11 protein-coding genes and 2 pseudogenes are annotated in these 13,934 nt (G+C 70.4%); 9 read left to right on the top strand and 4 right to left on the bottom strand.

Features of this window, described 5'->3' with window-relative positions; genetic code table 11:
- Positions 1-332: 332 nt before the first annotated feature.
- The 3 genes from C1J00_RS02740 to C1J00_RS02730 all read right to left on the bottom strand — a co-directional run bounded on the left by C1J00_RS02740 (position 333) and on the right by C1J00_RS02730 (position 1,826).
- Entirely contained in the window at positions 333-755 is a 423-nt protein-coding gene (locus C1J00_RS02740) for a PIN domain nuclease (RefSeq protein WP_102907423.1), read from the bottom strand.
- Positions 752-967: a type II toxin-antitoxin system VapB family antitoxin gene (locus C1J00_RS02735; RefSeq protein WP_102907422.1), complete on the bottom strand. Its 216-nt coding sequence runs from the start codon at positions 965-967 to the stop codon at positions 752-754. The genes C1J00_RS02740 and C1J00_RS02735 overlap by 4 nt, the downstream gene beginning before the upstream one ends.
- 103 nt (positions 968-1,070) lie before the next feature.
- A complete protein-coding gene (locus C1J00_RS02730) occupies positions 1,071-1,826 on the bottom strand; it encodes a metallophosphoesterase (protein ID WP_102907421.1) in 756 nt (251 codons plus the stop codon).
- Between the two features lie 449 nt (positions 1,827-2,275).
- Here C1J00_RS02730 and C1J00_RS02725 point away from each other — a divergent pair, with 449 nt between their 5' ends.
- Both C1J00_RS02725 and C1J00_RS02715 read left to right on the top strand, forming a co-directional pair.
- Positions 2,276-3,532: a lactonase family protein gene (locus C1J00_RS02725; RefSeq protein WP_102907420.1), complete on the top strand. Its 1,257-nt coding sequence runs from the start codon at positions 2,276-2,278 to the stop codon at positions 3,530-3,532.
- A gap of 446 nt (positions 3,533-3,978) precedes the next feature.
- The gene (locus tag C1J00_RS02715) at positions 3,979-5,211 is read left to right on the top strand and encodes an IS701 family transposase (protein ID WP_245936157.1); all 1,233 of its coding nucleotides are present in this window, start codon (positions 3,979-3,981) and stop codon (positions 5,209-5,211) included.
- Positions 5,212-5,394: 183 nt separating this feature from the next.
- Here C1J00_RS02715 and C1J00_RS02710 read toward each other — a convergent pair whose 3' ends face one another.
- Positions 5,395-7,389 carry a helix-turn-helix domain-containing protein gene (locus C1J00_RS02710; RefSeq protein ID WP_245936156.1) on the bottom strand — a complete coding sequence of 665 codons (1,995 nt, stop codon included), beginning with the start codon at positions 7,387-7,389 and terminating at the stop codon, positions 5,395-5,397.
- A 309-nt stretch (positions 7,390-7,698) separates the two neighbouring features.
- Between C1J00_RS02710 and C1J00_RS02705 the strand changes: the two genes are divergently transcribed.
- The 7 genes and pseudogenes from C1J00_RS02705 (at position 7,699) to C1J00_RS02675 (ending at position 13,901) form a co-directional block, all read left to right on the top strand.
- A complete protein-coding gene (locus C1J00_RS02705) occupies positions 7,699-8,331 on the top strand; it encodes a 50S ribosomal protein L11 methyltransferase (protein ID WP_245936155.1) in 633 nt (210 codons plus the stop codon).
- 60 nt (positions 8,332-8,391) lie between these two features.
- Positions 8,392-9,095 (top strand): annotated as a pseudogene (locus tag C1J00_RS48045) (anthranilate synthase component I family protein).
- A 461-nt stretch (positions 9,096-9,556) separates the two neighbouring features.
- On the top strand, positions 9,557-10,315 hold the full coding sequence (locus C1J00_RS02695; protein WP_102907418.1) for a hypothetical protein: 759 nt from the start codon (positions 9,557-9,559) through the stop codon (positions 10,313-10,315).
- 146 nt (positions 10,316-10,461) lie between these two features.
- The gene (locus C1J00_RS02690; RefSeq protein ID WP_219728309.1) at positions 10,462-11,451 is read left to right on the top strand and encodes a ParB/RepB/Spo0J family partition protein; all 990 of its coding nucleotides are present in this window, start codon (positions 10,462-10,464) and stop codon (positions 11,449-11,451) included.
- Positions 11,448-11,930, top strand: a pseudogene (locus C1J00_RS02685) (chorismate synthase); the annotation flags it as partial. The gene C1J00_RS02690 and the pseudogene C1J00_RS02685, both read left to right, overlap by 4 nt.
- Positions 11,931-12,211: 281 nt before the next feature.
- Entirely contained in the window at positions 12,212-12,700 is a 489-nt protein-coding gene (locus C1J00_RS02680; protein WP_102907416.1) for a PhzA/PhzB family protein, read from the top strand.
- Between the two features lie 28 nt (positions 12,701-12,728).
- Positions 12,729-13,901: a 3-deoxy-7-phosphoheptulonate synthase gene (locus C1J00_RS02675; RefSeq protein WP_102907415.1), complete on the top strand. Its 1,173-nt coding sequence runs from the start codon at positions 12,729-12,731 to the stop codon at positions 13,899-13,901.
- Positions 13,902-13,934 lie beyond the last annotated feature (33 nt).

Raw genomic sequence — 13,934 nt, 5'->3', positions numbered from 1 at the left:
GACCTGGGGTTTCATCATGGAGCGGGTGACGAGAATCGAACTCGCGCTCTCAGCTTGGGAAGCTATGGCGCTCGGACGGCCGAGTACCTTGTGACCTGGGCGTATGTCCTGGGCGTATGCTCTCTTGGCTGGCGCCCGACAGTGCATGGCCGCACCGCTGTTGACCGCGGTTGTCCGCTCTTACGGGCACGCTGTGGGCACGGCTTCGAAAGGCGGCGGGCAGGGCGCCTGAGCGAAGGGGCTCTGTGCTTGGCTCGGCTGATGCGCATGTCCGACTCGGGGAGCGCTTCGCCAGTGCGCAGACCTCCGACGTAGCGCCCGCCTGCCTTGGCTCACTTGGCGACTTCTGGGCCGTACCACTGGAGTGCCTGTCCGGTGACGGCGGCGATGCACTCGAAGTCCCGGTCGCGGTGCAGGAGAGTCAGCCCCTGCAACTCGGCCGTGGCGGCCACCACGAGGTCGACCGGCCCGGCGCTGCGATGCTGTCCGCGCTTCGTGAGGAGTTCCTGGACCTGCCAGGCGCGGTCGTAGGCACGGTCGTCGATGGGCACCCGGCCGAAGAGCAGGCGCAGATCCTCGATGCCCTGGGTGCGGTCGGCGGCGGAGCGTGCGCTGCAGAACAACTCCAGCTCGGTGATGGGGCAGGTGGCGATGAGCCCGGCTGCCGCTGCCTGGTCCCATCCGTACTGCTCGGCGTCGCCGCGCAGCAGACGGGCGAGCGCGCTGGTGTCGATCAGGAATTGCGCGGCGTTCACCGGCGGTAGTTCCCCTTGTCCTCGAAGAGGTCCAGGTCAAAGGCTCCCTCTTCGGCCGCCGCCCGCAGTCGGGTGAGCGCCAGGGCGCGCCGCCGGTTCTCCAGCACTTCCCGCAGGGCGGTGTTCACCGTCTCCTTCTTGGTGCTGGTGCCGAGGGCCTTGGCCACGTCGGCGACCAGCTGATCGTCGAGGTCGATCACGGTTCGGGTCATCGATGGCACCTCCATGGATATCAATAGTGTCATCGATTATATCTGTATCAGCGTGTGTCGGTGGGCGACGGTACCGAGAGCCTCTTCCGCGAGGCCGGGGTGATCAGTTGGTGACGCATCGGTAATGGGTGGTCAGCCGTCCTTCATCGTCCAGGACGTGGAAGGCGAACGCGGGAGGGTGATCCAGGTCGACGTAATCCTGAGGGTGGGCGCGGCGCTCCCAGGGGAGGCGGAGGGTGGAGGCGACTCCCGGGGCCACCAGCAGCGGGCGCTCGGCGAAGGTGGTGACCGCGGGGGTGTGGGCGTGCCCGCACAGGAAGGCCGCCAGGTTGGGGTGACGGTCGGCGAGTGCGGCCAGCCGCTCCTCCCCGAACTGGCGGATCCCGTCGATGAAGGGCTCGTGCAGCAGGACCGGTGGGTGGTGGAAGCCAACCAGGACGGGCACCGTTTCGGGAGTTTGGGCCAGCACGTCCTCCAGCCAGGCGAGGGTCTCGTCCTCGAGGTAGCCCTCGTGCTTGCCCGGCACCGAGGAGTCGCACAGCGCGATGACGGCATCGGCAGTGCGGTGCACCTGGTTGACCGGGGCCGCCGTCCCCGGTTGCCCCAGAAGGTGTTGACGGAACGCGGCACGGTCGTCGTGGTTGCCGGGGCAGACCAGCATCGGGTGCCTGGACACCAGCAGTTTGCGAGCCTGCTCGTACTCGGCGGGCAGGGCGTGGTCGGCGATGTCACCGGTGACCAGGACGGCATCCAGGTCGTAGGGGAGGTCGTCGAGGTAATCCATGACGGTTCGGGTGCGGTCGATGCTGCGTTGCCCGTCGTCGATATGGATGTCGCTGAGGTGAGCGATTACGACCACTGTCGGGACTCCTTAGTGTCGAGATCAGATACTTCCATGCGCTTGCTTCGGACAACCTGGGCCGCCCATCGTTTGCTCGGTCATGCCTCCCCCAGGGACGGGCAGGTTTGTGTTGCTGTGGTCGACGAGCTGACGGATCGCTCCCTGCCCCCCGCCCCCCAAGGACAACGAGAGCCACACCGAGGATCTGTAAAACGTCGTACTTCACGCGATGCCCTCCGCGACTCAAGACGTCGATGCCGTGGCGGAAGCGCCGCGGAGGGCGATGGTGAACCACGACGCGCACTGGGTCTTCGTCGGTACCGGCCTCTCGGACGCCGAAGCCTGGCTTGCCGTCTTACGAGAGTCTGACGCGACTACCGTTCCGCATCGGCACACCGCTCCCTCTGTTCACTCTGGTGACGTCCACAGCTCGTGGACGGCACCGCACAGAGACAGAGGAACGGGACATGAGCATGCACAGCAGCCAGAGGGGCCACCGCCGCACGAGCCAGTCCGTCGGCACACGCGGCGGTCACGGGGCGAAGTCCAGGACGCGCCGCATCGTGATCGGCGGTGGAGCGCTGGCCATCGCCGGGGCCGCCACGGTGGCTGTGTCCCTGGCCTCGGCCAGTCAGTACTCCGGGAGCGCCGCCGGGGGCGACCATGCCGTCTTCGTCCAGGGCAACGAGCTGGACGGCAACACCATCCACGCTTTTGCGCGGGGCGACGACGGCAAGCTCGAACCCGCGGGCACCTTCGAGACCGGCGGCAAGGGTGGCGACCAGGTCGATGCCCCCACCGACTCACTCGCCTCCCAGGGCTCACTCGTCTACGACGACGCCTCGGGGATGCTGCTGGCGGTCAACGCGGGCAGCGGCACGGTGACCTCGTTCCGTGTCGAGGGTCAGGCACTGAAGGGCCGCCACGTTGTGGACTCCGGTGGGGAGTTCCCGGCAAGCATCGCGGTGCACGGCAGCATCGCGTACGTCATGAACGCGGGCGGAGAGGGCAGCGTCCAGGGCTTCAAGATCACCGGCAAGGGGCTCAAGCCGCTGCGCGGGTCCCACCGCTCCCTGGGCCTGAACAACGAGGACATACCGCGCTTCGACACCTCGCCCGGTGAGGTCGAGTTCACCCCGGACGGCCGCAACCTGGTGGTCACCACCAAGGGCAACAACACCGTCGAGGTCTTCCCGATGAAACGGAACGGCCTCCCGGCCGTCGCCGAACCGGTCGTCAACAAGTCGGCGGGCGGTGTCCCGTTCGCGATCAGCTTCGACAGGACCGGGAAGCGGATGCTGGTCGCCGAGGCCGAGAAGTCCACGGTCACCACGTACAAGGTGAGGCGCGACGGCAAGCTGAAGGTCCTGCAGCAGCCCCTGGCCAATGGCCAGGAAACCCTGTGCTGGCTGGAGCGCGCGGGCAACTACTTCTACGGCGGCAACACCGGCAACTCCACCGTCACCGGCTACCGCATGGACAAGCGCGGCACGCTCTCCCTGACCAACGAGGTGGGCATCGCCACCCCGCCCTCGGCCAACTCGCAGGGCGTGATCGACCTCGCCGTCACCGAGGACGAGAAATTCGTCTACGTTCAGAACGCCGTCTCCGGCACTGTCGACGGCTTCCGCGTCGAGGCCAACGGCGCCCTCACCAAGGTGACGACAGCCGAGGGCCTGCCCGCCTTCGACGAGTCCGGCATGGAGGGCATCGCCGCGGTCTGACATGGACGCTGACACATCTTGTCGAAGCGCTCCAGCTCCCCGCCCTCCAGGACACCACGATCAGTGCCAGGCAGTTGCCAAGGAGTCCGCCGTGGAGCGCCGGAGCGCCGGAGCGCCACCGTCGCCCAGGTCGACGCCCTTGCCGATGTGATCGGTGTCCGATGGCACCTCATGGTCTACCTCGCCTCGGCCGGAAGTGGCGGCGTGCCCGCGCGGTCGTCGGCCTCCCGGACGGCTTCCGCTGGTGACGTGCGAGCCGAGGCGTGCCGAGCCGCCAGGGTGGCGGTGGTGGTCGGGCGACCGTGCGGAGGGGTGCAGTGGGGGGTCCGGACACCTCGTGCTGCGGCCCGGCGGAAGGCAGAGTCTCCCTGGACGGACGCCGCCACGGCGACGAAGGGGGAGTTCTCGTGTTCGGGTCACGCAGGGACGTCGGTTTGGGGCGGGACGTGTCGGGGTCCCGCCTGCGGCTCGCCGCTGGTGGTGCCGCCTCGGGCGGTTCCGGGGACGCATGGGAGGGGCCGGCCCGGGAGCTGTCCGACGTGTTGTTCACCTCGTTCGCCCGGCGCGATCAAAGACAGAAGGGCGAGCAGTACCTGCGCGGTCTGCTGAGAACCAGCGGACGCAAGTCCATCCGCAACATCGCCGCCCATGTCGGCGGTCCGGCTGCCGAGCAGAGCCTGCACCATTTCATCAGCAGCTCCACCTGGGACTGGATGCCGGTGCGGGAGGCACTGGCCGCCCACCTCGAGCAGGTTGTGGCCCCCCGTGCGTGGGTGGTGCGGTCCATGCCCATCCTCAAGGCCGGCCACCACTCCGTCGGGGTCGACGAGGTGTTCGACCCCTGCCTGGGGCAGGCCTTCCGGGGCCAGCACGCCTTCGGCGTCTGGCACGCGTCCGAGACCTTCAGCGCCCCCGTCCACTGGCGGCTGCACCTTCCTCAGACCTGGGTGCAGGACGACAACCGCCGCCGCCGGGCCGAGGTCCCCGAAGGAGTAGGTGAGGAGACGGAGGAGGAGTGCGCGTCCGCCGCCGTCCTGGAGACGATGACGTCCTGGCGGGTGCCGTTGCGGCCGGTGGTGCTCAACGCCCACGTGACGCGCGTGGCCACCACCGTCGGCAGGTTCACCGACGCGGGCGTGCCCGTGATCGTACGGGTCGGCGGGGCGACCAGGCTCACCGTGCGTGATCCCGCCCTGCCCGGCCATGGTGCGGGGCCGCTCGGCGCCGAACAGATCCTTGCGGCGGTCAGGGGGCTGGGCCGTCCGGTGCAGTGGACCGACCCGACCGGGCCGTTCCGCGCCCGCCGTGTCTCGGCGGCCGTCACGGTGCGGGTGGGCGCGGTGAGCACGTCCGCACGCCTGAGCCGTACCGGCCACGGCAACGGGGAGCTCGTGCTGCTGGGCGAGTGGGAGGCCGCCGGGCGTGCCCCCTCGGCGATGTGGGTCACGAACATGGCCTCCGTACCGGCGAGCGCGCTGCTGCGGATGACCAAGCTGGCCGCGCGAGCGCGGCGGGACCTGGCCGAGGTCGGGGAACGCGTCGGGCTCAAGGACTTCGAGGGGCGGTCGTTCCGCGGGTGGCACCGCCACGTCACGCTGGCTTCCGCGGCCCACGCGGTCGTTGCGCTGACGGGCGACATGACCGACGACCTGGCCGAGCACACGCGGCGATCTGCCTGACGGTTCTGGCGTGGTGATGCGGTTGGTGGTCGCCGCCTGATGTTCCGTCTGCGGCCGTCGAGGCACTGTGCCTGATGGCATCGCACGGCGTTCCGTCCGAGGGGTCCCGTGTCGGTTCCGTCCAGGGGCCACAGCGATGTGTTCGGCTGAGAGGCGCCGGCTGCGTTCGGTGTGAGAGGCCCCCTACGGGCCGGGGGACTCCTCGGCCCGTTCCGTTCCGGGGAAGCGGGCCCGTGCCCGGTCCACCGGGTTGCCGTCGCGCTCGGTGGTGCCCGGGTAGACCGCGTCCCGAGTGCGCAGCAGACGCAGGGCCAGTTGGATCTCCAGCGCGTTCGCCGGCTTCTGCCAGTCCGGGCCCAGGAGTTCGGTGATCCGCTCCAGGCGGCGTGCGACCGTGTTGGCGTGTACATGGAGGTGTACCGCCGCGCGGGTCGGACTGCTGCCCGAGGTGAAGTACGCCTCCAGGGTCCGGACGAGGTCGGTGGAGCGCCTGCTGTCGTACTCGAGCATCCGCCCGAGGACGGAGTCGATGAACGTGTCGGCATCGTGTTCGTCGGAGAGCAGCAGTCCGAGGAACCCGAGGTCCCGCGCGGACGCCGCTCCACCGGTGGCGCCCAGCGACACCAGGGCGTCCAGGCAGCGGCGCGCCTCCTGGTGCGCCTTGGCGAGCGAGCCCAGACCGGTGGCCACGCCCGCCGCCCCCACCGTGACCGGATGGCCCAGGACGCGGGAGAGCTCGCCGCCCGCCGCTCGCGCCGCGTCCGAGGCGTCCTCGGCCGGCAGCAGCAGGACCAGGCACTCGCCGCGTGCGGTCTTGAGTCCGCGATGCCGGTACGTGTACGAGGAAGCCCATACGGCGGCCTCGCCCTGTTGGGCGCCCTCGGGGCGGACGACGAGGACGGCGTGCGGACGGTCCGGGTCCAAGCCGAGGCGCCGGACCCGCTCGATCATGCGGCGCGGCGGCTGGGCTCTGGCCGCGAGGAGAGAGTCCAGGCACTCGTCGCGTGCCGGCCCGGCCGCCGCCCCGGCGCTGTGCGCGAGTAACTGCACCAGTGCGGTCGTCTGGCCCACGGCGTGCAGCAGCCGGAGTTCCTCCTCGGTGAGCGGGGTGCTGCGCTGGAACAACAGGACACCCGGGGCCTCGACGCCCGTGGTGACGTGCATGGCCCACACGGTCTCCGTCAGGGCGACGGGCGCCCCGATCGCGTGCGACTCCGCGAGCGCCCTGACCACCCGCTCCGGGTCCGCCGAGGGGATGTCACCGGTTCCGGCCAGGGTCCGGCCGGCGGCGTCCCGCAGCACGAGCACACCCCGCAGTTCCCCGTCGGCCATCTCCAGGATGTCGTGCAGGGTGCCGCCCGCCAGGAACATCCCGGACAACCGGGTCTGGATCCCGGTCAGGCGTTCCAGCCCGTTCAGGCGTGCGGCCAGGTGGGACCGCTCGTTCTCCGCCTTCGCCAGCGCCGCCTGGATGCGCTCCAGCCGCCGGGTCTCCTCGATGGCGGGCGCCGCCATGGCCGCGAGGGAACGCAGGAGGCTGACCTCGTCGGGAGAGAAGTGCCGTCGTCCTCGTGACGCCCCGTACAGCGCGCCGATGCAGGTGCCGTCGTGCGTCAGCGGTACGGCGAGGACCGCGTGCAGCCCTTCGGAGTCGACCACTTCATCGATCGCCGGGGAGTGGTGGAACCGGTCGTCGGTGAGGTAGTCGGAGGTCCATAACGGCGCCTGCGTCCGCAGTACCTGTTCACCCAGGCCGAAGCCGGTCGCCAGTTCCAGGCCCACACTGCTCGGGGTGATCTCGCCCTTCGAGGTGTGAACGTACGAGCCGCCGTCCGGCAGGCTCAGACTGATCCACGCCATGTCGAAGTCGAGCAGCCGGCGGGCCTGGCTCGTCGCGGTGTTCAGCAGGTCGTTGAGGTCGTCGCGGAACGCCATCTGCTGAGTGGTGTCGATCAGGGCCATGAGACCCGCCTCGCGCCTGCGCCGCTGCTCCACCGACGTGTGGACGTCCAGCGCCAGACTGACCGCCTGCTTCAGTTCCTCCAGACGTGCCCGCGGCATCCGCTGGTGCCGGGCGAGCCGAAGTAACTCCACAAGCCGGGCGGGGGGCGCCTCCTGGGCGAGGAGCTTCAGTACGCCGAGTGCTGGTGAATCCGCCGATGCAGAGTCCGGATTCACCAGTGCCCCTCCCGCAGAAGACGAGACCAAACCAGAAGACGATACGTATATACGTTTGCGCCAGGCAAGCGGAATCCGGCCTCCTGTGTCGCTCCAGATGTGGCGGGACCACCGCTGAGGGGCCTCTGCGGTGTTCTGGGACCACCTTCCTGCGGGTCTGCTGTGTGGAAAACGATGACTCAGGGGGTGAGGGGAACGCCACCCCGCTTTTCGCAAGGGGTGACGATGACAGAACTGAAGAGTTATGTGCGGTCGTTGGAGCGCAGTCGACGCGCGCTGAGTCGTGAGGACCGGCCGAGGACGTTTGCGATGGCGAGCCGCGAGTGGGATCTGCTGGACGGCGTGTTCGCGCCGCCGTTCTCAGCCACCACACACGTGGCCATGGAGATCCTCGGACTCCTCGGGGACGGGGAGCCGCGCTACCGACGTCATGGGTCGTTCCTCGAGGTCGGGTCCGGAACCGGTGTCATAGCGGTGTCCGCGGCGCTGGCCGGCTGCGAGCGGGTGGTCGCCACGGACATCAGCGTGGCCGCCGTGCAGAACACCGGGATCAACGCCGAACGGCATCGGGTCACCGATCGCGTACGGGCCCTGCACAGCGACCTGTTCTCCGCCCTGGACCCCGACGAGCGCTTCGACACCATCTACTGGCACTCGAACTTCGTGCTGGCGCCGGACCGTTACCGCTACCAGTCGGTACACGAAGCGGCGTACGTCGATCCGGGATACCAGGCGCACGGGCGCTATCTGGTCGAGGCGCCGCTCAGGCTGACCGAGGGCGGCAGGGCACTGCTGCAGTTCAGCGACCGTGGCGACCTCGGCCGCCTCCACGAACTGGCCGCCTCCCACGACCGGAAGCTGAACGTGCTGTGCCGGCACACCTTCTCCGAGGGCCCGGAGACGATCGAGCACATCCTCTACGAGATCACGCCCGCTTCCTGAACAGCTGCACGGACCACGGCCGTTGACCGGCCGTCCGCGGCGGAGCCGTCCGAACCGTACATGGCCGAGGCGCACGGGGACGTGGACCCCTGGGAGGCGTACCGCTTCCTGCGCCGCCACAGCCCCGCACCGTACGGCGCGCCGCTCGACTTCGGCCGGCTGTCCCTGCTCCGTACGTCCCCCGAACGCTTCCTGCGCATCGGCGACGACGGGATGGCCGGGTCACGCCCCATCAGGGGCACCCGGCCGCGTGGGACGCCCCCCGCCGCCGACGCCGCGTTCGTGGCGGACCTGCGCTCGGACGAGAAGGACCGCGCCGAGAACCTGATGATCGTCGACCTGGTCCGCAGCGACCTCGGACGGCACGCCGTCACCGGCTCGATCGAGGCCGGCGACATCTTCCGGGTCGAGACGTACGCCACCGTGCACCAGTTGGTGAGTCCGGTCCGGGCGAAGCTGCGCGCGGTTCCGGGGCGGTGGACTGCGTACGGGCCGCGTTCCCGCCGGGCTCCATGACGGGCGCGCCGAAGATCCGCACCATGCGCCTCATCGACGAGTTGGAGGCCGACCCGCGCGGTGCCTACTCGGGCGCAGTCGGCTACTTCTCCCTGACCGGGGCGGCCGGTCTGAGCGTGGTGATCCGCACCGCTCCGGTCACCCCGGGGCGGATCCGCCACGGCGTCGGCGGAGCCGTCGTCGCACTGTCGGGCCCGGCCGCCGGATACGAGGAGACCGCGGTGAAGACGGCCCCCTCCTGGCCCTGACCGGTTGCCCGTTCCCGGGCCGCCGGCCGGAGTGGTTGGCCGTGCGACCGGCACGCCGCCACGGGGCGGCCGGGCCGGCTGCGCGGTGAGGTTGCGACTTCGCCGCGCAGCCGGTGATCCGGCGCCCCGGCGTCCGCCCTCGTCCGGGCGTCCGCCGTGTCGGCACCCCGGGACCGGCCGCCGACAGCCGGCCCCGGGGCGTGCCGACTCCCGGCCGTACCGCGGGCGACGGGGGTGAGCGCCCGCGGTACGGCCCGGAGTCGGCACGCCGCCGCTCACAGGGCCGACCCTGCCCCTGCGGCCCCCGCGCGGCAACGCGGGCCCGCGCACTCTGTCAGGTCGATGGCGGACCTGACACAGATCGGCCGCTGCCACGCGGCGAAGCAGGGCGGACGGCGATCCTGGGCCGGCAGGGCACAGCGCCCGGCGGGCGACCACTGCCCGTCCACACAGGAGAGACCATGACCCACAGCGGCGACCTCATCCCCCGGCTCCTGGCGGACGCATCCTCTGGTCCCGCGCCCGGGGCCGACATCACCGGCCTGTGCCGCCACGCCGAACAGGAGGGCCGGTACTGGTTCTTCGGCGGCGACGGGGGCGACACGGCCCTGCTGTACGACGCGGCGGACGACACGGTCGTACAGCCGGCCGCGCCGCTCGCCTCGCACTGGCCGCTCCTCCTGGGCACGGAGGCCGCGCGGGGCACCGACGCCTGCTACACGACGTACCACAGGCAGCACGGCTACCACTGGTTCTTCGCCGGGGAGCAGGCCCTGCAGTACCACAGTGCCGAGGGGGTCGTCCTGCAGGGCCCGTGCCCGCTGGGCGATCTCTTCCGGTTCTCCGGCGAGGCGGCCGACTTCGCCCGGGGCGTGCACGCGGTCTGCCCGCCCGGACCCCGGGACGGCCTGTTCTGGTTCTTCCGGGGCGACAGGGCGCTGCAGTACGACACGCGCGAGGGGCGCATCACCGAGCCGGTCCGGCCCCTCGTCGCGTACTGGCCGGGGCTGTCGGGGACGGTCTTCGCGAACGGGATCGACGCCGGCTACACGACGCACCACACGCCCGACGGCCGCCACTGGCTCTTCACCGGCGGTCAGGCCGGCCTCTACGACAGCGCGCGGCACACGTTCCGGCACGGGCCCGCTCCGTTCGCCGAGTTGTTCCCGACCCTGCGTGAGGACCTGGCCAGGCCCCGTTCCGGCCCTGCGGTTTCCTGATGAAACCGCTGGTCAGAACTCCACTTGACGTACTCCGGCACACTTGACGGAGTACCCCGTTCCTCTTTGAGCTGTCCCCGCGAACAGCACATGATCGGCCAGGTTGCGCATGGTGCCGAGATTCGTCAGCCAAGGGGGAAGCGCTCGTGAACGTTGCCACCGGCCCGGCCACGCGAATGTCCGATGTCGTCGTCACACCTCCCGAAACGGTTCCGATCGCGGTGCTGAAGCCGGCCGACTCGCCGCGCGCCCAGCGGCACGACGACGGTCACGTCCGCGAACTCGCCGAGTGCCCGAACGACTTCGATCCCATCCTGGTGCACCGGCCCACGATGCGGGTCATCGACGGTATGCACCGGCTCGCGGCCGCCCTCCTGCGCGGCCGCCAGGAGATAAGGGTCCGCTATTTCGAAGGCAGTGAGGCCGACGCCTACGTTCTGTCCGTGCAGTTGAACGTCCGTCACGGACTGCCGCTGTCCCGCGCCGAGCGTCGGCTCGCCGCGGTCCGCATCCTCGCGTCCCACCCGCACTGGTCCGACCGGGCCATCGCGGGGCGTACCGGGCTCAGCGACAAAACGGTGGGCCGACTGCGCCGGTGTTCGAGTGCGGAAATTCCGCACGTGGACCGCCGGGTCGGCCGGGACGGCAGTGTGCGGCCGCTCAGCAGCGCCGAGGGCCGTCTCCTCGTCGCCTCCCTGCTGGCCGCCGATCCCGGGACGTCCCTGCGGGAACTGGCCCGCCGGTCCGAGCTGTCCCTGGCGACGGTCCGGGACGTGCGGGAGCGGCTGAACCGCGGGCAGGACCCCGTGCCCAAGCGGCAGCGCGAGGTCGTCCTGCCCGTAGCCGCCGTCCCACGGATCCCCAGAAGGCCGTCGAAGCCCGATACGCGGCGCGCACCGGGGGCTCCGGCGCTGCGGAACCTGGCCAGGGACCCAGCCCTGAAGGCCTCGGAATCCGGCCGTCTCCTGCTGCGGGCCCTGTTCACGACGGAGTTCACGCCCGCACAGTGGCAGCGGATCGTGGAGGCACTCCCGGAGCACTGGGCCCCAGTCGTGCGCGCCCTGGCGGCCCGCCGCGCCGCGGAGTGGAACGCCCTGGCCGACGCGCTCGCCGGCCACTCGCAGAGCGCGGCATGAGCAGGTTGCGCTGGCTGACCGCGGGGGAGTTCCACGGTCCCGCACTCGTGGCGACGCTGCAGGGTCTTTCCGCCGGCGTACCGATCACCACGGAGATGGTGGCGGACCACCTGGCCCGGCGCCGGCTCGGCCACGGGCGTGGTGCCCGGATGAAGTTCGAGCGGGACGAGGTGACGTTCCTCGGCGGTGTCCGGCACGGTCTGACGCTCGGCTCCCCGGTGGCGGTCATGGTGGGCAACACCGGGTGGCCGAAGTGGGAGCAGGTCATGGCGGCCGACCCGGTGGACCCCGAGGTCTTCGCCGGCCTGGCCCGTAACACGCCGCTGACCCGGCCGCGGCCCGGTCACGCGGATCTGGCGGGCATGCAGAAGTACGGCTTCGACGAGGCACGTCCGGTCCTGGAGCGCGCGTCGGCGCGGGAGAGGGCGGCGCGGGTGGCGCTTGGCGCGGTGGCCCGCTCGTACCTGAAGGAGACGGCCGAGAACCGACGGCCCTGAAGAACGTCCCCGCCTGATTGCCGCGCCGTTCTCTGCGAGGCCGCCGCCCCGCCAGGGAATCGTATGGACGGTGAAAAGCTCACCCACTGTGTGGGTGGGCTTTTCGTCGTGCGCGCGGAAGCAGCAGCTTTTTGAATCCCGTAGGAGTTTCCTTTCCTCGACCGCAGCGGGATCGCTAGGCTCGACGCAGTCCGAGTCGAAGACTTCCTGGATCCGTTTTCTCGGGATTCCGCTCGCCATCCATGTCGAAGGGAAACGCCGTCATGCCCGAATTCGAAGTGCCCCCGGAATTCGCCGACGAGGAGGAGCTCCGCCGTAGCAACCGGGCGATCGTCGAGCAGTACATGAACACCAGGGGTGAGGACCGGCTCCGCCGTCACCAGCTGTTCGTCGAGGACGGCAGCGGCGGTCTGTGGACCAACGACACGGGGAAGCCGATCATGACGCACGGCCGGGACCGGCTCGCCGAGCACGCGGTGTGGTCGCTGAAGTGCTTCCCCGACTGGGAGTGGAAGAACGTCCGCGTCTTCGAGACCCAGGACCCGAACTTCTTCTGGGTGGAATGTGACGGTGAGGGGAAGATCCTGTTCCCCGGTTACCCCGAGGGCTACTACAGCAACCACTTCATTCATTCGTTCGAGTTCGAGAACGGAAAGATCAAGCGGCAGCGCGAGTTCATGAACCCGAACGAGCAGCTGCGTGCCCTCGGAATCCCAGTGCCCACTGTCCGCCGCGAAGGAATACCCACTTGACCAGGCTTCTCGTGAGGGGAGAGCAGTAATGGAGGAAGCCCTGCGCGGAATGGAAACCCGCGAGGCCCGGCAGCAGCCCGAGTGGGGCGACGCGTCGCAGGTACGGCGGGTCCGCGAGACCCTGGAGGCCCGCCCTCCGCTCGTCCGGGCCGCGGACATCCGCGCCCTGCGCTCCTTCCTCGCCCGCGTCGCGGCCGGTGACGCCCTGGTCGTGCAGGCCGGGGACTGCGCGGAGGACGTGAACGAGAACACCGCCGGCAACATGGCCCGCAAGATGGCGGTCCTCGACCTGCTGGCCGGAGCCCTGAGACTGGCCACCCACAAGCCCGTCGTACGGATCGGGCGCATCGCAGGGCAGTTCGCCAAGCCGCGCTCCCGGCTCACCGAGGTGTGCGGCGGTGTTGAGATGCCCTCGTACCGGGGGGACATGGTCAACGGGCCGGAGCCCGACCCGGAGAGCCGCCGGCCCGATCCGCTGCGGATCCTGGTCGGGTACATGGCCGCGAACGACATGATGGAGCACCTCGGCTGGAAGGGCCCCACCGCCGGCACCGGCCTGGACGCCCCCGTCTGGACCAGTCACGAGGCGCTGCTTCTCGACTACGAGGTGCCCATGCTGCGCCGCGACGAGGCAGGCCGGCTCTTCCTCGGTTCCACCCATCTGCCGTGGATCGGCGAGCGCACCCGCCAGGCCGAGAGCGCCCATGTCGCCCTGCTCACCCAGGTGTTCAACCCGGTCGCCTGCAAGATCGGCCCCAGTGCGACCCCCGACGAGGTGCTCGCGCTGTGCGAACGGCTCGACCCGGACCGCCAACCGGGACGGCTCACCCTCATCGCCCGGATGGGTGCCGACGCCGTGGCCGACCGGCTGCCGCCGCTCGTCGAGGCCGTCCGGGCCGCGGGCCACCCGGTGGGCTGGCTCACCGACCCGATGCACGGCAACACGGTCCAGGCCCCGGGCGGCAGCAAGACCCGCATGGTCGACACGGTCGTGCGCGAGGTGCGCGACTTCCAGCAGGCCGTGGCCGCGGCAGGCGGGGTGGCCGCGGGAGTGCACCTGGAGACCACACCGGATGACGTCACCGAGTGCGCGTCTGACGAAGCGGGACTGCTGCACGTGGACGACAAGTACACCAGCCGGTGCGACCCGCGGCTGAACCCACGGCAGGCCCTGCACGTCGTCTCCGCCTGGGCCGCCTGATCACGCGGCCGCCCGCACCCCCTCCCCAAAGCC

Source organism: Streptomyces cahuitamycinicus (assembly GCF_002891435.1).
Classification (GTDB): domain Bacteria; phylum Actinomycetota; class Actinomycetes; order Streptomycetales; family Streptomycetaceae; genus Streptomyces; species Streptomyces cahuitamycinicus.
This window is presented reverse-complemented; position numbering and strand designations above follow the sequence as displayed.

Bases quoted from the DNA above. Each gene is read 5' to 3' on its own strand.
- C1J00_RS02735 (WP_102907422.1), bottom strand. From the start codon at position 967: ATGACCCGAACCGTGATCGACCTCGACGATCAGCTGGTCGCCGACGTG.
- C1J00_RS02725 (WP_102907420.1), top strand. From the start codon at position 2,276: ATGAGCATGCACAGCAGCCAGAGGGGCCACCGCCGCACGAGCCAGTCC.
- C1J00_RS02705 (WP_245936155.1), top strand. From the start codon at position 7,699: ATGGCGAGCCGCGAGTGGGATCTGCTGGACGGCGTGTTCGCGCCGCCG.
- C1J00_RS02695 (WP_102907418.1), top strand. From the start codon at position 9,557: ATGACCCACAGCGGCGACCTCATCCCCCGGCTCCTGGCGGACGCATCC.
- C1J00_RS02680 (WP_102907416.1), top strand. From the start codon at position 12,212: ATGCCCGAATTCGAAGTGCCCCCGGAATTCGCCGACGAGGAGGAGCTC.
- C1J00_RS02675 (WP_102907415.1), top strand. From the start codon at position 12,729: ATGGAGGAAGCCCTGCGCGGAATGGAAACCCGCGAGGCCCGGCAGCAG.